This is a genomic window from Synechococcus sp. OH2 (assembly GCF_047462155.1).
Taxonomy (GTDB): Bacteria; Cyanobacteriota; Cyanobacteriia; order Thermostichales; family Thermostichaceae; genus Thermostichus.
Genome location: NZ_JANSIR010000012.1, coordinates 1 through 17349, shown reverse-complemented (window position 1 = coordinate 17349; position 17349 = coordinate 1). Strand labels below are relative to the sequence as shown.

The 17349-nt window shown below is 61.6% G+C and carries 17 protein-coding genes; 8 read left to right on the top strand and 9 right to left on the bottom strand.

The window, feature by feature from the left end; genetic code table 11:
* On the top strand, nucleotides 1–990 hold a 990-nt coding region (locus tag NW835_RS01145; protein ID WP_414414299.1), incomplete at its 5' end, for a cobaltochelatase subunit CobN.
* A gap of 63 nt (nucleotides 991–1053) precedes the next feature.
* Here the strand turns inward: NW835_RS01145 and NW835_RS01140 are convergent.
* Nucleotides 1054–2334 carry an arginase family protein gene (locus NW835_RS01140; RefSeq protein WP_414414298.1) on the bottom strand — a complete coding sequence of 427 codons (1281 nt, stop codon included), beginning with the start codon at nucleotides 2332–2334 and terminating at the stop codon, nucleotides 1054–1056.
* 222 nt (nucleotides 2335–2556) lie between these two features.
* Here NW835_RS01140 and NW835_RS01135 point away from each other — a divergent pair, with 222 nt between their 5' ends.
* Nucleotides 2557–2991, top strand: coding sequence for a photosystem I reaction center subunit II PsaD (locus NW835_RS01135; protein ID WP_414363927.1), 435 nt, complete (start codon nucleotides 2557–2559; stop codon nucleotides 2989–2991).
* A gap of 245 nt (nucleotides 2992–3236) precedes the next feature.
* Here NW835_RS01135 and NW835_RS01130 read toward each other — a convergent pair whose 3' ends face one another.
* Nucleotides 3237–3845 carry a peroxiredoxin gene (locus NW835_RS01130; RefSeq protein WP_414363926.1) on the bottom strand — a complete coding sequence of 203 codons (609 nt, stop codon included), beginning with the start codon at nucleotides 3843–3845 and terminating at the stop codon, nucleotides 3237–3239.
* Nucleotides 3846–3998: 153 nt separating this feature from the next.
* On the opposite strand from NW835_RS01130, the gene NW835_RS01125 reads away from it, so the two are divergent.
* Nucleotides 3999–4253: a hypothetical protein gene (locus NW835_RS01125; RefSeq protein WP_414376824.1), complete on the top strand. Its 255-nt coding sequence runs from the start codon at nucleotides 3999–4001 to the stop codon at nucleotides 4251–4253.
* A 1-nt stretch (nucleotide 4254) separates the two neighbouring features.
* On the opposite strand, the gene NW835_RS01120 is transcribed toward NW835_RS01125, so the two are convergent.
* Nucleotides 4255–4530, bottom strand: a complete 276-nt coding sequence (locus NW835_RS01120) for a DUF1830 domain-containing protein (RefSeq protein WP_414363923.1) — start codon at nucleotides 4528–4530, stop codon at nucleotides 4255–4257.
* Nucleotides 4531–4779: 249 nt separating this feature from the next.
* On the opposite strand from NW835_RS01120, the gene glpX reads away from it, so the two are divergent.
* From glpX to typA, 4 genes are all read left to right on the top strand, one after another.
* Nucleotides 4780–5823: a class II fructose-bisphosphatase gene (glpX, locus tag NW835_RS01115; RefSeq protein WP_414376826.1), complete on the top strand. Its 1044-nt coding sequence runs from the start codon at nucleotides 4780–4782 to the stop codon at nucleotides 5821–5823.
* Nucleotides 5824–6136: 313 nt separating this feature from the next.
* Entirely contained in the window at nucleotides 6137–7432 is a 1296-nt protein-coding gene (locus NW835_RS01110; RefSeq protein WP_414372242.1) for a glutamyl-tRNA reductase, read from the top strand.
* Between the two features lie 104 nt (nucleotides 7433–7536).
* The gene (gene psb30, locus NW835_RS01105) at nucleotides 7537–7644 is read left to right on the top strand and encodes a photosystem II reaction center protein Ycf12/Psb30 (RefSeq protein ID WP_414363921.1); all 108 of its coding nucleotides are present in this window, start codon (nucleotides 7537–7539) and stop codon (nucleotides 7642–7644) included.
* Nucleotides 7645–7830: 186 nt separating this feature from the next.
* Complete coding sequence (typA, locus tag NW835_RS01100; protein WP_414414297.1) at nucleotides 7831–9648, top strand: translational GTPase TypA; 1818 nt, start codon at nucleotides 7831–7833, stop codon at nucleotides 9646–9648.
* 9 nt (nucleotides 9649–9657) lie between these two features.
* Here the strand turns inward: typA and NW835_RS01095 are convergent, their stop codons facing one another.
* The 4 genes from NW835_RS01095 to NW835_RS01080 form a co-directional block, all read right to left on the bottom strand.
* On the bottom strand, nucleotides 9658–11778 hold the full coding sequence (locus NW835_RS01095) for a M48 family metalloprotease (protein WP_414414296.1): 2121 nt from the start codon (nucleotides 11776–11778) through the stop codon (nucleotides 9658–9660).
* Between the two features lie 33 nt (nucleotides 11779–11811).
* Complete coding sequence (locus NW835_RS01090) at nucleotides 11812–13131, bottom strand: competence/damage-inducible protein A (protein ID WP_414414295.1); 1320 nt, start codon at nucleotides 13129–13131, stop codon at nucleotides 11812–11814.
* An 80-nt stretch (nucleotides 13132–13211) separates the two neighbouring features.
* Nucleotides 13212–13706, bottom strand: coding sequence for an N-acetyltransferase family protein (locus NW835_RS01085; protein WP_414398644.1), 495 nt, complete (start codon nucleotides 13704–13706; stop codon nucleotides 13212–13214).
* Between the two features lie 60 nt (nucleotides 13707–13766).
* Nucleotides 13767–14036, bottom strand: coding sequence for a DUF6464 family protein (locus NW835_RS01080; protein ID WP_414414294.1), 270 nt, complete (start codon nucleotides 14034–14036; stop codon nucleotides 13767–13769).
* A 174-nt stretch (nucleotides 14037–14210) separates the two neighbouring features.
* Between NW835_RS01080 and NW835_RS01075 the strand changes: the two genes are divergently transcribed.
* Complete coding sequence (locus tag NW835_RS01075; protein ID WP_414366727.1) at nucleotides 14211–15293, top strand: Mrp/NBP35 family ATP-binding protein; 1083 nt, start codon at nucleotides 14211–14213, stop codon at nucleotides 15291–15293.
* On the opposite strand, the gene NW835_RS01070 is transcribed toward NW835_RS01075, so the two are convergent.
* Together NW835_RS01070 and NW835_RS01065 are read right to left on the bottom strand one after the other, a co-directional pair.
* Entirely contained in the window at nucleotides 15290–15658 is a 369-nt protein-coding gene (locus NW835_RS01070) for a hypothetical protein (protein WP_414366725.1), read from the bottom strand. The two genes, NW835_RS01075 and NW835_RS01070, sit on opposite strands and share 4 nt — an antisense overlap.
* Nucleotides 15659–15722: 64 nt before the next feature.
* Nucleotides 15723–17349, bottom strand: a 1627-nt coding sequence (locus tag NW835_RS01065; RefSeq protein WP_414414293.1) for a BamA/TamA family outer membrane protein, incomplete at its 5' end; no start/stop codon positions are given.

The window sequence follows — 17349 nt, the reverse complement described above, 5'->3', positions numbered from 1 at the left end:
CTCTGCCTTCTGGGAGTGCGTCCCAAGCCGGATGCTCTGGGGCGGGTGAACAAAGTGGAGCTCATCCCCTTGGAGGAGCTGGGGCGGCCCCGCATCGACGTGGTGGTGAACTGCTCCGGCGTGTTCCGGGATCTCTTTGTCAACCAAATGGCTCTCCTCGACCGGGCGGTGAAGCTGGCGGCCCTGGCCGATGAGCCGCTGGAGCTGAACTTTGTGCGCAAGCACGCCCTCCAGCAGGCCAAGGAGTTGGGGCTGACGCTGGAGCAGGCGGCAACGCGGGTCTTTTCCAACGCCTCCGGCTCCTACTCGGCCAACATTAGCCTGGCGGTAGAAAACAGCTCCTGGGAAGACGAGAGCGAGCTGCGGGAGATGTATCTATCCCGCAAGTCCTTTGCCTTTGGCTCCAATCTGCCCAACCAGCAGATGCGGCAGCTTTTTGAGGCCAGCCTAAAGACGGTGGACGTGACCTTCCAAAACCTGGATTCGTCGGAGATTAGCCTGACGGATGTCAGCCACTACTTCGATGCGGATCCCACTAAGCTGGTGCAGAGCCTGCGCCCGGACGGCAAGGCCCCCTCGGCCTACATGGCGGATACCACCACGCCCAACGCCCAGATCCGCACCCTGAGTGAGACGATCCGCCTTGATGCTCGCACCAAGCTGCTCAACCCCAAGTGGTACGAGGGCATGCTCAAGCACGGCTACGAAGGGGTGCGGGAGATCGCCAAGCGGCTGGTGAACACCTCCGGCTGGTCGGCCACGGCGGGCGCAGTGGACAACTGGATCTACGAGGAAACCAACGAGACCTTCATCAAGGACGAGGCGATGCGGCAGCGGCTGATGAACCTCAACCCCCACTCCTTCCGGCGTATCGTCGGCACCCTGCTGGAGGTGCACGGGCGTGGCTACTGGCAGACTTCTCAGGCCAATATCGAGCGCCTGCAGGAGCTGTACCAAGAAGTGGAAGACCGGATCGAGGGGGTGGAATAGGGGCCAAAGGGGATCCCTGCCGATCGTTGGCGCCGTTGCCACTGGAAGAGGGGTGAGGGAGTTCTACCCCAGCAACCCCGACCAGTGCAGGTAGGCTTCCATCAGGGGGGATCCCGCCAGAGCGGCCACGGCACCGCCCAGAGCCAAGTAGGGGCCGAAGGGGATGGGTTTGCCCAGGCGGGCCTTTCCTTTGGCCATGGCCAGCAGGCTGCCCAGCAAACCCAACCCAGAGCCCAAGATGAGGGCCACCACCACCCCTTGCCAGCCCAGCCACATGCCGATTAGAGCCAGCAGCTTGCCATCTCCTCCGCCCATGGCCTCTCGCTGCAAAACCCAGCGGGCAACAAAGCCAATGCCCTCCAGCAACCAAATGCCCAACACGGCCCCCGCGATCCCGGCCACCAGCGACAGGCCCATGGCCGCCAGGGATCCCGACCCTTCCAGCCAGGGCAGCGCCAAGCGGGCCACCAGCCCCGCCACCAAGCCGGAGCGGGTGAGCTCCTCCGGCAGCAAAAACGTATCCAGATCAACCAGCGCCAGGGCCAGCAGCCAATTCAGCAGTCGGGCCACCACGCGGGCAGTTGGCCGCGTTGCGGATCCCACCGCCACTCCCCCCAGAGAAAGGCCTATCACAGGGCGGGCGGCGAAGATAGCCTCACAGGTCTGCAACAGTTGAAACCAACTCAGCCCCCCCGGTTCCGGGTGGTGCACCGCCGGTACCAAAGAAGGATCCAGCACACTGCAGTCCACCACCAAAAACACCGGCTGCTCCGGCAAAGCCTCCACCACCTGCTGCGGATCCCAGCCATCCTGGGCCCAGAAGATCGGGCTGGAGTGTTTTTTGAGCCAGGCGTAGGCGCGGGCACTGCCGCTGCGCAGCCCCACATGCACCACCGGCAGCCTATGCTGGTAGAGCAACTCCACCCAGGCGGCGTTGCCGTAGCCCCCATCTTGATCCGGCTGGGTCATCTCCGCGGGCGGCATCAGGTTGGCATGGGCACTGCAATGCACCACACTTAGGGCGAGGTAGTGCTTCCAAAGGGCACGAATGGCCCCCCAACTGGCAGCCAACACCGAGGGCAGCAGCACCGGCCACTGTTGCCGTCGCCAAGCCTGAATAACCGCCGCCTCACACATGCCGTAGGGCGGCTCATCCACCAGCCCCGGCAACTGCGCCACTGCTATCTCGTCCACATTGATCCCCAACCGCGGCTCAAAAGCACACAGCTCAGCACCGGCGTTGAGGATGGCCATTGGCGCCTGCGTATCTGGGCCAAAGGCAGTGGGAATGAGAACCACCCTGGCGTTGGCCTGGGAACTGGGATGGAGGGACCACTGGGCCATGGGCGTCGTTCCTGTTCCGAAGATAGGGGGGTCTCTGGACTGCTTCTATGGTGGCTCACAGGATGGACCGAGATCTGGCCGCGCTGGATCTGCTACGAAAAATTACAGTTCCTGACCTAGCCTGGGGTCAAAAATCGGGTCGATGGTAGATTCAAAGTGCTCCGCGCCGCAACTCCAAGCGCGGCCTAACAACGCAAACGAAAACGAGCGAGAAGGTAGGCTATGGCTGTGATGGAAGGCGATCCCCGTCAGGGGGCAAAGTTGCCCCTATTCGGGGGATCCACCGGAGGGCTGTTGAGCGCAGCCGAAACCGAGGAAAAATACGTGATCACCTGGACAGGCAAGCCGGGGCAAGTGTTTGAAATGCCCACCGGCGGCGCTGCCGAGATGGTGGAGGGCAAAAACTATCTCACCTTCGCCCGCAAAGAGCAGTGCTTGGCTCTCGGCGCCCAGTTGATCTCCGAGTTCAAGATCAAGGACTACCAGATCTTCCGCATCCCGGCGGGTGGACAGCCAGAACTGGTGCATCCCAAAGATGGTGTCTTTCCCGAGAAGGTCAATGAGGGCCGCCAGCCTATCGGCAAGGTGGATCACAACATCGGCAAGAACAAAGAGCCAGTTACCTACAAATTCACCAACGGGAAGCCCTGGGACTAATTCCGGCGACCTTTGTCTTTCTGCCTTGTTGGATCCCCTGGCTAGTTCAGGGGATCTTTTCCACCGGCAACCGGTTTGAAAGGGTTCAGCGCTGTTAGCCCTCACCCCCCGCCCCTCTCTCCGAGGAAGAGAGGAGGCGGAAGGTCATGTTGGGAAGAGTCGGATCTTTTGTCGGGCTGCCTTTGGCCAAAAAAGCTCCAGCAAAGCTGGAGCTGTACCTGCACCCTGACAGGCCCTGGGCAAGCCTACTTGGCAATTGCCGCGAAGAACTCCTTGGATTTCACCGGGTCGGGGTTCATCGTTCTCTGGCCGGGCTGCCAGTTGGCCGGGCAAACTTCATCGGGGTGAGCTTGCACGTACTGGATAGCCTGCAGGGTGCGCAAGGTTTCATCCACGCTGCGGCCAAAGGCCAGGTTGTTGATGGTGGCATGCTGGATGATCCCTTCTTTGTCGATGATGAACAGGCCGCGCAAAGCCACACCTGCCGCCGGATCCAGAACATTGTAGGCGGCGCTGATCTCTTTCTTGAGGTCGGAGACCAGCGGATACCTCAGCTCGCCCACCCCGCCGGCTTTGCGGTCGGTTTGAATCCAGGCCAGGTGAGAGTATTCGCTATCCACCGAGACGCCGAGGATCTCCGTATCCAACTTGGCAAACTCGTCGTAGCGATCGCTGAAAGCTGTGATCTCCGTCGGGCAGACGAAGGTGAAGTCCAGGGGGTAGAAGAACAGCACCACATACTTCTTGCCCCTGTAGTCGGAGAGCCTGACCGTCTTGAATTCCATGTCGTAGACGGCAGTGGCCGAAAAATCGGGAGCGGGCTGCCCCACCCGCAGACATCCTTCCTGAGACATCAGTCGACGCTCCTTACGGTAAAGTACAAATGTAAACCAAGCCTAACATACCATACTCATAATGACTTTGGCTTACCAGTCGGCCAGACTGGAGCCCTGGGCTCCCCTTTCTTTCTCGTCGCTGGGCTCTGCCAGGTCAGGGAGTCGTTTGCCATGAGGGTGGCGCTAGAGTTCCTCTACCACTTCTGTTGTGACCGCTGCCGGCGGTGGTGGAGCCAAGCGGACGTGGAGCCCCAGCCAGGGGATCGCCTCTATTGCCCCTATTGCGGCTTTCAAAATTGCATAGAAGGCATCGACACCTTCCGCGACGCCGCACGGGGCAGTTGCCTGACCCGTCCCCCCGATGCTCCTTCTGCCAAGCTGCCCAGAATTGGGGATCGGCCTCAGGATCTGGGATCCCCAAGCTGATCTAGCCGTTCACCGCATCCGCCAAGCTGCCCAGGTGGGGAGGCAGCCAGGAGTGGGATTCGGCCTCCGGCAGCGAAGAATCCAAGAGCGAGTGGCAGGGGTGGCGCTCTTCCAAAAGGGTGGTAGAACAGCAGCAGCTATAAACCTCCAGGTAGTCGTCCGGCTCTGCCTCGAAAATGGCATACTGGCCGGGGAAGAGGGTGCGCTCCCAGTGGCCGGGAATTGTTCGGATGACCTGAACCTGCTGAGAACGGTTGACGAAAACGTATCTTTTCATTGCGTTTTTTTAATCGCCTTAAGAAAAACTTATTGGCTTTAAGACAGGCTATCACCCTTGATCCCCAGCCGACAATAGCCAACGAGCAAGACGGGGATCGCTCTTTCTGCTTGACTTTGGGCGATTTGTTTTCTCAGCTTATGAAAGCTTAGGGAAGGGGATCCCGAGAAGAAGCCCGCCTGGTAAACTGAGGGGAAGAGTCTGAAGATATCCTTAAGTTGGCCTTCATCAGTACCAAGGGGGCACGCCGTGGACAACAAGTTGGGGCTAGAGATCATCGAAGTGGTGGAGCAGGCTGCCATCGCCGCGGCCCGCTGGATGGGCAAAGGCGACAACAAGACTGCCGATCAGGTGGCCGTCGAGGCCATGCGGGAGAAACTGAACCAGATCCCCATGCGTGGCCGCATCGTCATTGGGGAGGGAACCCGCGATGAGGCCCCCATGCTCTACATCGGGGAAGAGGTGGGCATCTGTACCCGTCCGGACGCCGAGCAGTTCTGCCGCGTGGAAGAGCTGGTGGAAATTGATATTGCCGTGGATCCCTGCGAGGGTACCAACCTGGTGGCCAAGGGCCAAAATGGCTCCATGGCGGTGCTGGCCATCTCCGAGAAAGGCGGCCTGCTGCACGCGCCGGACATCTACATGCAGAAGCTGGCGGCTCCTCCTCAGGCTAAGGGCAAGGTACATCTCGACTATCCGCCGGAAAAGAATCTTCGGATCATCGCCGAAAGCCTGGATCGGGAGGTCTCAGATCTAACGGTAGTGGTGATGGATCGCAAGCGCCACGTCGATCTCATCCGCCAAATCCGGGAGGCAGGGGCGCGGGTGAAGCTGATTACCGACGGCGACATCTCGGCGGCCCTCTCGGCAGGCTTCAACGGCACCGGCATTCATGCTCTCATGGGAATCGGGGCGGCTCCTGAAGGGGTGATCTCAGCAGCGGCGCTGCGCTGCTTGGGCGCCCACTTCCAGGGGCGTCTAATCTACGACCCCGAGGTGGTGCAGGCGGGCACCTACCTGCCACCAGTGGAAGAGACACGACGGCAACTGAAAGAACAGGGCATTGAGGATCCCGACAAGGTGTGGGAATGCGAAGAGCTGGCCAGCGGCAAGGAAGTACTCTTTGCCGCCACCGGGATTACCGATGGCGACCTGATGCGCGGGGTGCGCTTCTTCGGCGGTGGGGCCCGCACCGAGACCTTGGTGATCTCCAGCCAGTCCCGCACAGTGCGCTTCGTGGATACCATCCACATGAAAGACGGCCAACAGCCCCGCAGCCTGCAACTGCGCTAAAGGATCCCCTGCCTGGGAGATGAGGGCGACTTTCCCTTGGCGAAGGTCGCCCTTCTCGTTGGTCGAACGTTAAAAAATCTATCAAGTTGCAACCCGAGAAAACGTAATAACTCTTCAGCAAAACCCTGCGAAACCGGTTCGATACTGGTCTTAGGGTTTAGGTAGGCTGAGAAAAGTTACCTAAGCTTGCTGGAACCGAGACAAGGAACTGCCTTGACACCGGTCTCAGCTTAGCCTTCCCGAAAAGGGAGGATTTGCTTTTGTTCAGAGATTTTGCTTTTAATAACTGTTGCTGCACAAACGACGGAGAGGCATGTTTATCGCGGTTGTCGGTCTTAGCCATCGCACAGCTCCTGTGGAGATCCGGGAGCGCCTCAGCATTTCCGAGGCCGAAGTGGGAGAGAGGATCCAGCAGCTCCGTGCCCACCCCCACATTGAGGAAGCGGCGATCCTCAGCACCTGTAACCGGCTGGAGGTTTACATCGTCACCCCAGAAATGGAAAGTGGTGTCCGGCAGACGATGCAGTTTTTGGCGGAGGCAAAAGGGATCCCGCTGCCCCAACTGCGCCCGCACCTGTTTACGCTGCTCTACCAGGATGCAGTGACGCACCTGATGCGGGTGGCCGCCGGGCTGGAGAGCTTGGTGTTGGGAGAGGGGCAGATCCTGTCGCAAGTGAAAAAAGCGCAGCAACTGGGTCAAGCCTGCAACGGCATGGATCGCATCCTCAACCGCCTCTTCAAGGCGGCCATCACCGCCGGCAAGCGCGTCCGCACCGAGACGGGGATCGGCACCGGCGCCATGTCCATCAGCTCGGCAGCGGTGGAGTTGGCGTTGCAGGAGCAGGGATCCCTTTCCCAGGGCAAGGTGACCGTGGTGGGGGCGGGGAGAATGGCCCGCCTGTTGGTGCAGCACCTCCTGGCCAAAGGGGCGGTGGATATTACGGTGGTCAACCGCTCCTTGGAGCGGGCGGAAGCTCTGGCCAAACAGTTTGAGCAGCCGATCCAGGTGTTGCCCTGGGAGGCGCTGTTGAGCAGTGTGGCCGAGTCCAACCTGGTCTTCACCAGCACCGGCGCCACCCAGCCCATCCTCACCTACGAGCAACTGGCGGGGGTGCTGCAGCCGAATCAGCCGCTGCTGTTGGTGGATATCTCGGTGCCCCGCAACATTGATCCCGAGGTGGAAAAGCTAAGAGGGGTACAGGTGTTCAACGTGGATCACCTCTCCCGCATCGTGGAAGAAAACCGCGCCCAGCGGCAAAAGCTGGCCCTGGATGCCGAAGCGTTGATAGAAGAAGAGGTAGAGCAGTTTATGGAGTGGTGGCGTTCCCTAGAGACGGTGCCCACCATTTCCAGCCTGCGCCACAAGGTGGAGTCTATCCGGGAGCAGGAAATGGAGAAAGCCCTCTCCCGCCTGGGCAAAGACTTTGCCGAAAAGCACCTGGAGGTAATCGACGCCCTCACCCGCGGCATCGTCAACAAGATCCTGCACGACCCCATGGTGCAACTGCGGGCCAAACGGGACATCGAGGCGCGGCGCAGGGCTATGCAAATCCTGCAGGAGCTGTTTAACCTCGATCCCCTGCCGTTTCAGGCGCAGCAGGAACGCTAGGGATCCCTGGGCAGTGTCAGGTATTAAAGAATTGTAACAGCTCTCTCATCTCAGGGGAAGGGCTGCCCTTAGGATCCAAAACGTAAGCTCTCGGAGTTGGGGGTATGTTTGGAGAGTACGAAGTGTTCGTGCAGTTGGCGCTGTTGGCCTTGATCGTCCTGGCAGGGCCGGCGGTTATCCTGCTGCTCTACCTGCGCGGCGCGGATATGTAGGTGACCTAGACCGGTTGCCGGCGCAGTTGACAGGATCCCCTGAGGAGGATCGGTCGGCGTTGGTGGGGGAGTTCGCTCTGTTGCTTCCCTATCTCTTAATGTAACGCTTCTTTGCGCTACAGTTATAGAAGCAGCCCTAGGGCAAGCTCGCCTGTAGGGCGCTACTTTATGAGTTGATGATTTTTTATGTCACTCCCCATCCGCAACGTCGCCATCATCGCCCACGTTGACCACGGCAAAACCACCCTTGTGGACGCCCTGTTGCGCCAGGCGGGCACCTTTCGGGAGGGAGAGGACATTCCCGCCTGCGTGCTGGACTGCAACACGCTGGAGCGGGAGCGGGGCATCACCATCCTGGCCAAAAACACAGCCGTCCGCTACGGCGAAACCCTGATTAACATCGTCGATACCCCCGGCCACGCCGACTTTGGCGGGGAGGTAGAGCGGGTGCTGGGCATGGTGGAGGGCTGTCTGTTGGTTGTGGACGCCAACGAAGGCCCGATGCCGCAAACCCGCTTTGTGCTGCGCAAGGCGCTGGAAAAGGGCCTGCGTCCGCTCGTGGTGGTCAACAAAATCGACCGTCCCCGCGCCGAGCCCTACAAAGTTGTCGACAAGGTTCTGGATCTCTTTCTGGAGCTGGGAGCCGACGAAGACCAGTGTGATTTCCCTTACCTATTTGCCTCGGGTCTGCAGGGCTTTGCCCTGGAAGAAGCTGACCTAAAAGCCTTTTTGGAAGGGAGGTACAGCGGCCCGCTGGACATGAAGCCCCTCTTTGAAGCCATCCTCAAGTATGTCCCGCCGCCGATTGGGGATCCGGCCAAGCCGCTGCAACTGCAGGTCACCACGCTGGAGTACTCGGAATACCTGGGCCGGATCGTGATCGGCAAGATCCACAACGGCACCATTCGCCTTGGGGATCAGTTGGCGGTGGTCAAAGAAGATGGGTCGATTGGCAAGGGCAAGGTAACCAAGCTCTTTGGCTTCCAGGGCCTGCAGCGCATCGAGCTCACCGAGGCTACTGCCGGCCACATCGTCGCCGTGGCGGGGTTTGCCGAGGCCAACATCGGCCACACCCTCACTTCTCCCGAAAACCCGCAGGCCCTGCCGCTCATTAAGGTGGACGAGCCAACGCTGCAGGTGATGATCTGCGTCAACGACTCTCCCTTTGCCGGCCAAGAGGGCACCTTTGTTACTTCGCGGCAATTGCGGGAGCGCCTGCTGCGAGAGCTAGAAACCAACGTAGCGCTGCGGGTAGAAGAGACAGATTCCCCCGATCGCTTTTTGGTGTCGGGGCGGGGCGAGCTGCACCTGGGCATTTTGCTGGAGACCATGCGGCGGGAGGGCTACGAGTTTCAAGTGGGGCAGCCGAAGGTGATCTTCCGCGAGGTTAACGGCCAGCCCTACGAGCCCTATGAGTGTTTGGTGCTGGATGTGCCGGAATCGACGGTGGGCGCCTGCATTGAACGGCTGGGGCAGCGGCGGGGGGAGATGCAGAACATGATAGTAGGCGCGGACGGACGGGCTCAGTTGGAATTCGTCATCCCGGCCCGAGGGCTGATCGGCTTCCGCAGCGAGTTCGTCCGCATCACCCGCGGCGAGGGAATCATGAGCCACAGCTTTTTGGAGTATCGCCCCCTGACCTCTGAAATGGAAATGCGCCGCAACGGCGTGCTGATTGCCTTTGAAGAGGGGGTAGCCACCACCTATGCCCTGAAAAATGCAGAAGATCGGGGGGTGTTCTTCATTACGCCAGGTACCCGCGTCTACAAGGGCATGATCGTGGGCGAGCACAACCGTCCACAGGACTTGGAGTTGAACGTCTGCAAAACCAAGCAACTGACCAACCACCGGGCTGCCAGCGGGGAAGAGCTGGTGCATTTGCAGGCGCCGGTGGAGATGAACCTGGAGCGAGCGTTGGAATACATCGGTGAGGACGAGCTGGTGGAGATCACGCCGAAGTCGGTGCGCTTGCGCAAGGCACAGTTGACGGCTTCTCGTCGCTAGCGGTCGGCCCTACCACCGTCGCAGGTAGAAGTGCAGGTTGGGGAAGTAAAAGACCCCCCAAATCCCCAGCAGGACAACTCCCAAGCCCAACAAAGCCAGCCACAGGCGGGGGCGGCTGTGGAGCTGCTTGGATCCCGCCTGGACATAGGCCAGATCCACCCAGGCGGTGTTGCCGCGGCGGAACCAGCCCCCCCCCTTGACCCGCCGGCCCATGAGGGCACGAAGCTGCTTTAGGCCGGAAAAGACATTGCCCACCGGCCCCAGGGGAGAGGTAAAGCGCAGCGGGATCAGCCCGGTGGCATCCTGTAGCTTTAGCTCTGCCCCCAGTTGATAGCCGGCTTGTCCCAAGCCCAGCAGCTCCCCTTCCAGCTCCACTGGCTGACTGCGGCAGGGATCCGCCTCGGGGTCAGCCAGCAAGTGGAGTACATCAGTTGTCTGGGGCGACAGGGATCCGCGGTACATCAACACCGCCTTGGATCCCAGGCCTAGGCCACAGCCCACCACCGCTACCGCAGCAATGACTTTGGGATCGAGGCGATCTTGCAGCAGCAGGTAGAGGATCAGCCCCACCAGCCAACCGACGAGGATCCCGACCACTTCGGCAGCGTAGATGGCCAGATCCAGCCAGAAGCGGCTTTGCAGACGAACCCCATCCAACTTGGATCCAGATCCCAGGCGCAACTCCGGCAGCAGGCGCAGCCGTTGCGCATACTCCGCCAAAACCTGGAAGCGGTGCCCCGGCAACGGATGGCTGGAGTTGACCTGCATCCAGCGGGCCCAGGGGTTGAGCTGATCCCAGAGAAAGACTTGGCCAGCTTGGGCGGGATCCCGCAGGCGGACGGCGGCACTGGCAGCGGCGGTGGTTTTGAAGTCCAAGAAGCTGAACAGTCGGGTGCAGTGCAGCAGCGAAGATGGGCGGCGGTCGTTTTTGTGGGCCTCCTGCAGGCCGGCAGCCGACTTGAGCAGAGCGGCCACCAGCCCGTTGGGGTTGCCCGTGGCCTCCACCGCGAAGTGATCGGCGTGGGAGGTGCCCAGGCGAGAGAGGAAAAACAGCGGGTAGGAAAGCACTGTGTAGATTAGGTAGAGCAGGGGGGCCACATGGCCGATGAGATCCCGCCGTTTGTTCCCCAGTTGGCTCACCTGCTCCAGAGCCAAGTAAACCAGTTGAAGGGGGGATCCCAGCAGAGTCAGGATCAGGATATCGCCGTTGACGATCCGCCCCAGAGCCTGGGCATAGACAGCGGCAATCTCGTCCGGGGCAAGCTGCTGCAAGAGAGCCTGGGTGACCACGATGCGGCCGCCATCAGGAAAAGTGCCGTAAACAAAAGCCAGCGGCCCCCCTTCTGGGATCACCCCCAGGCGGGGTTGTTTCAGTTGTTTTTGGGTGCAGAGGCGCTGCAGCAGGCGGGCCGCCTCGGGACTGTGGCGCTCAATTTCCCCCAAGGTGGCCCAGCGCAGCTTGTGCAGCCGCCGGTGTAGGTGATCCATCAGCCAAGGGGCAAAAAACAAAAGGCCGACGCCAAAGTTGACCGCCAGGCTTCCGGCTACCAACCAGCGCAGGCCATTGCGCAGCCAGGGCAGCAACCCTTGCAAAAACCAAAGCTGCCGCGGAAAACTCAGCCGCCCAAAATCCAGGTGGCTGCCCACCAGCACAAAACTCAACCCCCAGAGGAAGAGGATGCCCACCCCCAGGGATCCCCACTTGGCCCAGCGTAGAGAACCGGCCCGCTCCGGCAGGGGGATCCTCAGGCCCAGTTGAGCGGCCCGTTGGCGGCTGGAGAGCGGCTGAGCCTCAGGAGCCGGTTCTGGGGAGGGCGGGGAAGCAGCGGGTTTTTCCACCGTTTGGGGCAGGCGGGGCAGGATTTTTTGGGCCCAGCCCCGCGCCTGGGGATCCGGATGCTGCAGCAGTTCTAGACAAAGCGCCCGCGCCTTCTCCGCCTCGCCCGCCAGATGGTAGGCCCGCACCAGGTTCATCTGGGCCTCCAGGGCCTGGCTGTCGGAGGAGCCTGTCGGGATCGCTGCTGCTCCGCCCTGCTGGCGAGATTGAGCCAAGTAGGCCTCCAGCATTTGGATGGCCTCTTGAAAGCGGCCCTGCCGCAGCGCCTCTTTGCCCGCCTCCGCGGGGGTCATCAGCCCGCTCCGAGATCTCTCTGCTCCCCCAGCTTACTCAAGGATCTGGCCTTGCTGAGGTGGATCCCCCGAAAGGGGGTAGCGGAGCAAGCGCCGCCGCAGGCAATCCAGCGCCGTCTGGGCGCTCCACCAGCGCACGCCCTCGCGGCCCCGCAGGCTGCCGAAGCGGTACTCGTGGACTTCCACTTTCCCCTCCGGGTCGGCCAAGCCCAGATACACAAGGCCAACCGGCTTGGTGGGGGTACCCCCGTCTGGCCCGGCAATGCCGGTGATGCTCAAGGCCCAGTCGGAGCCGAGGACTTGCTTGGCCCCCAGCGCCATCTGGGCCGCCACCGGCTCGCTCACGGCCCCCTGCTGCTGCAGCGCCGCGGGATCCACCCGCAAGAGCTGCTCCTTGATGCGGTTGTCGTAGGCAACGATCCCCCCAACAAAATAGCGGGAGCTGCCCGGGATCCCGGTTACCAACTGCCCCAGCAGGCCACCAGTGCAGGATTCCGCCACCGCCAGGGTTTGCCGCCGCTGCAGCAGCAACTCCCCCACCACGCTGGCCAAGGTGGCCTCGTCGCTGCCGAAGTAGTCTTCCCCGGAAATCTGTAAAATCTGCTCCACCACCGGGGCAATCAATGCTTCCGCCGCCTCACGCGTGGGGGCGCGTCCGGTAACCCGCAGGCGCACCTCCCCCTGGCTGGCGTAGGGAGCCACGGTGGGATTTTCCCCCGCCAGCAGGGATCCCACCCGTTCGGCCAAGGTCGATTCAGGAATGCCCCAGTAGCGCAACACGCGGCTGTAAAACACTTCCTTGCCCCAGCCCAGGGAGCGCAAATAGGGCACAGCCGTCTCCTGCCACATCTGCTGCATCTCCCGCGGCACGCCGGGGAAGGTGAGAATGTGCAGGTCGGGCCGGGGCTGCCAGATGAGGCCACAGGCGCTGCCCAGGGGGTTGGGCAGGACGGTTGCCCCCTGAGGCAAAAAGGCCTGCTTGCGGTTACTGGGCGAGGGCTCCATACCTCGCTGGCCGTACTTTCGCAGAATCTCCTCCCAAACCTGCGGGTGCTCCACCATCTCCACGCCGAAAAAAGAGGCCAGTGCCGCGTGGGTCAGATCATCCGGGGTTGGCCCCAGCCCTCCTGTAATTAAAAGCAGGCTGGAGCGGTTGCAGGCCACCTCCAAAGCATGGTGGATGCGGGCTTCGTTGTCCCCCACCACCGTTTGGTAGTAGTGCGGGATCCCCAGCTTGGCCAACTCGGCTGCCAGGTATTGGGCGTTGGTGTTGGTGATCTCTCCCAAGAGCAACTCTGTACCAATGCAGAGGATCTCAGCCCCTTGGGGAGTGACGGTTTGCGTTGGGCTCATGCTCGGCTCAACCTCGGCTCAGCCGCTAAGTATAGAGGTCTAGGCTCCCCTTTCGCGCAGGGATCCCTGGGATCCCTTGCTCAAGAGGGGTAGGGATCCTCGGCCAGCCGAGCCAAAGCTTCCAGCTCAGCACCCACCACGCGGTGCAGGATCCACTCCGGATGTGGCTTGGCACCCAGGCGCCGGTAGAACTCAATTGCTGGCTGGTTCCAGTCCAAAACCATCCACTCCAGCCGCCCATATCCTTTGGCCACTGCCTCCTGGGCCACCCGCGCCAAGAGCGCCTTGCCAATGCCCCTGCCGCGAAACCCCGGCAGCACAAACAAGTCTTCCAGGTAGATCCCCGGTCGGGTGAGGAAGGTGGAAAAGTTGCGAAAGTAGAGGGCAAACCCCACCGCTTGCCCCCCCACTTCTGCCAACAAGGCCGAGGCAAAGGCTTCGGGGCCAAACAGATGCTGTTGCAGCAGCTCGGCGGATCCCGTTACCAGGTGGCTCAGGTGCTCGTACTCGGCCAAGGCGCAGATGAGATCAAACAGAACGGGCACATCCTCAGGCGTGGCAGGACGAATTTCCATACTTTTGCCCGGCTCCACCCACCCTTTTCCTGGAACATCGGCACGGGTACAGACTCCAGCTTATTCTTTTTCCCCAGCGGTTGGAGGCGCGACGTAATGAGGGCAGCGACAGGGGCCCAGGGGGTTCACGGCACAGGGCAGATAGGGCGAGTGAGAAAAGTAGCGGCAGGAGGGATCCCAGGCCGAGGTGGGCTGCAGCTCGCGGGAGGGAGTGGGCTCATCCCAGCTTGAGGGGCGGCAGGAGCCTCTCTTTTCCAGCAGAGGGATCAACTGGGCCAAGAACGTCAGTCCCAACCACAAACCGACTCCCATGATCAGCGCTTGCACCATTGCCCTCCTCCGTCGGCCAACAGCCTTGTCTTCCAACCAGAGCCAGCCTAGGCCAGTCGGCTACAGAGGGCCAGCGTTGGCAGACAGTTTCGCAACTGTCCTGCCAGCGGGCGAGGACCCTGGAGAAAAACCGATTAGAGTGAAAAATAGAGCCGTTACCTCATTTTTGATGCCATGACCACCTCCACCCTCGATGCTGCCGCCATCCTTGAGGCGTTGCGCCCGGTTCAAGATCCGGAGCTGCGCCGCAGCCTGGTGGAACTGAACATGATCCGCGACATTCGCGTCGAGCCGGAGCGGGTGGCTTTTACTCTGGTGCTGACGACACCGGCCTGCCCCTTGCGGGAGTTCATCGTCGAGGAGTGCAAGGCTGCCATCCGCCGCCTGGCTCCCGTTGAAACCATCGAGGTCACGGTTACAGCAGAAACTCCCCGCTCGCCCTCCCTGCCGGATCGCCAGTCTGTCCCCGGCGTGCGCAACATCATCGCCATCTCCAGCGGCAAGGGGGGGGTGGGCAAAACCTCAGTATCGGTGAATGTGGCGGTTGCCCTGGCCCAGAGCGGAGCGCGGGTGGGGCTGCTGGATGCCGATATCTACGGCCCCAATGTGCCGCTGATGCTGGGGTTGCAGGATCAGTCTCTGTTGGTGCGCAAGCGGGAAGACGGCGGCGAGGACATCTTCCCCCTGGAGAACTACGGCGTCAAGATGGTGTCGATGGGGCTCTTGGTGGGGCGGGATCAGCCGGTGATCTGGCGGGGGCCGATGCTCAACGGCGTCATCCGGCAATTCCTCTACCAGGTGCAGTGGGGGGAGCTGGACTATCTCATCGTGGACATGCCCCCCGGCACCGGGGATGCGCAATTGACCCTGGTGCAGGCGGTGCCGCTGGCGGGAGCTGTGATCGTCACTACGCCGCAGTCGGTGGCCCTGCTGGATAGCCGCAAGGGCTTGAACATGTTTCGCCAGTTGGGGGTGCCCATTCTCGGCATTGTGGAGAACATGAGTTACTTCATTCCACCTGACCTACCGGATCGCCAGTACGATATCTTCGGCTCAGCCGGCGGAGAAACTACGGCCCGCGAGCTGGGGATCCCACTGCTGGGGCGGATCCCGTTGGAGATTGCCCTGCGCCAAGGGGGAGATGCGGGTCAGCCGATTGTGGTCGGCCAGCCCGAGTCGGCTTCGGCCCAAGCCCTGCGGCAAATTGCCAAAACTTTGGCGGGCCGCGTCTCCATGCTGGCTTTGGGGGCCGGCTAGAAGCGCTCTGCTTCCACCAACGAGACCCCAAAGCTGCGTCCCCCCAGCACAATGCCCTCTTGGGCCTTGCCACGCACGGTTACGGTGCTGTTCATGGCCGGCAGGCCCTTGTTGGTGATGACCCAGAGGGAGCCGCTGTTGTCCTGGATCTCGTACATGCCCTGGCCAAACACGCCTATTTGATTGACCACACGACCGCGGACGTACACATTGGTGTAGCGAGAAGGATTTTGTTCGATCTGGGCGATGGGAGTTGTGCCGATGCCCAGCCGTGCCAACGGCCCACACCCTGCCAGGGCTAGGCTGACGCAGAGCAAGAGTACCCAAGATCCGCCGCGGAACGATTGGCCAAGTTGCCGTTTCATCGGTTGCTTCCCTCACGAGCACTTGCTCCCACCATAGCAAGCCGGCAGCAGATCCACCGCCAAGCTAGAACTTCTCGCCAATGCCAAAGTGCAGTTGGGCCTGGCCGGCCTCCCCTTGCCCGATTGCGTAGTCGATGCGCAGCGGCCCCAAGGGAGATTGGATGCGGATACCGGCCCCCAGCCCCAAACCGCTGCCCGGCTTGTTGCGCACCGCCGCAGGATTGCCGATGACCGCCGCGCCGCTGCCCAGATCGGTGCCGTAGTCGGCGAAGACCACTGCCCCCACCGGGTCGAAAAGGGGAAAACGCAACTCCGCCGTCGCCGTGGCAAAGCTGCGACCGGAGCCGACGCCACCCTCAAAAAATCCCCGCACCGAGCTGCCCCCGCCGATGGGGAAAGCGTCGTAGGGAGCCAAGTCGCCAATCGTGGTGCCCGCCCGCACGTCAAAGGCCAGCACCTGCGGTCGTTCGCTGCGGGTCTCGAACAGCTTGACGGGAATGAACTGGCTGTAGCTGGTCTCGAGGCGGTTGGCGTTGAGGCCATTCTCGAATAGACGTACCGACTGTTCGCTGGAGATGCGAAAGACGGATCCCTGGCTGGGGCTGTTGGGGTTGTCGCGGCTGTCGTTGACGAGGCCGAGCCGCAGGGTGGTGTAGCTGTCTTGGCCGCTGGCGCTGAAGGTAATCGGGTTGCCCAGCACATCAAAGCGCTCCTGCTCGCCGTTGCTGTTGCGGGCTTCCACAAATTGGATGCGGGTGCCCAAGCTGGCCCGCCAATTGCCCCCAATGGGACGCGAGAAGGTGACGCTGCCGCCCAGCCGGTTGATGCGCACGGGATCCCCGTTGGGCAAGGTCAATCCCTCGTTGAAAACAAAGCTGGAGCTCTGCTGGTTGGAGATATTGACGTTGTAGGAGGTGGGGATCTCCAGCGTGGCAATGCGCGGGTCGGTGAAGTTCAAATCAAACAGAGTTTCGTTGGTGCCCAACTGCACATTGAAGCTGGCGCTCTGGTTGTTGCCGCCCAAGTTTTCTTCCGAGACGCTGAGGCCAGCAAAGACCCCTGTGGCCGAGCTGACGCCGATGGTGCCGCTCAAGGTGCCGGTGCGGCGCTCTTCCACGTTCACCACCACCACCACCTTGTCGGGATCCTGGCCGGGGTTGAGCCCCACATTTACATCCTGAAAGAGGTTGAGGTTGAAAACCGCCTGCAGGTCTTCCTGGATTTGGTTGCGGTTGAACACATCCCCCGGCTTGGACTTCAGCTCGCGGGTGATGATGAAGTCGCGGGTTTTGGTGTTGCCCTGCACGCGAATATCCTCGATCTCCCCTTCGGCAATTTCCAGGGTGAGAGTGCCATCTTCGGAGGAGCGCACATCTGTCACTTTGGCCAGCACGTAGCCCTTGTCGGCATACCACTGCTCAATCTCGGCCACCGCCGCTTGCAACTTGCCAAAGTTGAGCACCCGCCCTTCCTGGTCGGCAAAGGCCTTCTGGAGCACCTCCGGATCCAAAACTTTTGCCCCTTCCGTGCGCACGGCTTTGAGGGTGGGGTTGGGCTTGACTTCAAAGGTGACTCGCACCCCCAGAGGCGTATCGGAAGGCACCGCCCGCACATCGGCAAAAAAACCGGTGGCAAACACGGCGTTGATGTCTTCCCGCAGTTGGGAACGAGTGGAGACCTCGCCGGCGCGG

Bases quoted from the DNA above. Each gene is read 5' to 3' on its own strand.
- NW835_RS01140 (WP_414414298.1), bottom strand. From the start codon at position 2,334: ATGGCCCAGTGGTCCCTCCATCCCAGTTCCCAGGCCAACGCCAGGGTG.
- NW835_RS01135 (WP_414363927.1), top strand. From the start codon at position 2,557: ATGGCTGTGATGGAAGGCGATCCCCGTCAGGGGGCAAAGTTGCCCCTA.
- NW835_RS01130 (WP_414363926.1), bottom strand. From the start codon at position 3,845: ATGTCTCAGGAAGGATGTCTGCGGGTGGGGCAGCCCGCTCCCGATTTT.
- NW835_RS01125 (WP_414376824.1), top strand. From the start codon at position 3,999: ATGAGGGTGGCGCTAGAGTTCCTCTACCACTTCTGTTGTGACCGCTGC.
- NW835_RS01120 (WP_414363923.1), bottom strand. From the start codon at position 4,530: ATGAAAAGATACGTTTTCGTCAACCGTTCTCAGCAGGTTCAGGTCATC.
- NW835_RS01110 (WP_414372242.1), top strand. From the start codon at position 6,137: ATGTTTATCGCGGTTGTCGGTCTTAGCCATCGCACAGCTCCTGTGGAG.
- psb30 (WP_414363921.1), top strand. From the start codon at position 7,537: ATGTTTGGAGAGTACGAAGTGTTCGTGCAGTTGGCGCTGTTGGCCTTG.
- typA (WP_414414297.1), top strand. From the start codon at position 7,831: ATGTCACTCCCCATCCGCAACGTCGCCATCATCGCCCACGTTGACCAC.
- NW835_RS01095 (WP_414414296.1), bottom strand. From the start codon at position 11,778: ATGACCCCCGCGGAGGCGGGCAAAGAGGCGCTGCGGCAGGGCCGCTTT.
- NW835_RS01090 (WP_414414295.1), bottom strand. From the start codon at position 13,131: ATGAGCCCAACGCAAACCGTCACTCCCCAAGGGGCTGAGATCCTCTGC.
- NW835_RS01085 (WP_414398644.1), bottom strand. From the start codon at position 13,706: ATGGAAATTCGTCCTGCCACGCCTGAGGATGTGCCCGTTCTGTTTGAT.
- NW835_RS01080 (WP_414414294.1), bottom strand. From the start codon at position 14,036: ATGGTGCAAGCGCTGATCATGGGAGTCGGTTTGTGGTTGGGACTGACG.
- NW835_RS01075 (WP_414366727.1), top strand. From the start codon at position 14,211: ATGACCACCTCCACCCTCGATGCTGCCGCCATCCTTGAGGCGTTGCGC.
- NW835_RS01070 (WP_414366725.1), bottom strand. From the start codon at position 15,658: ATGAAACGGCAACTTGGCCAATCGTTCCGCGGCGGATCTTGGGTACTC.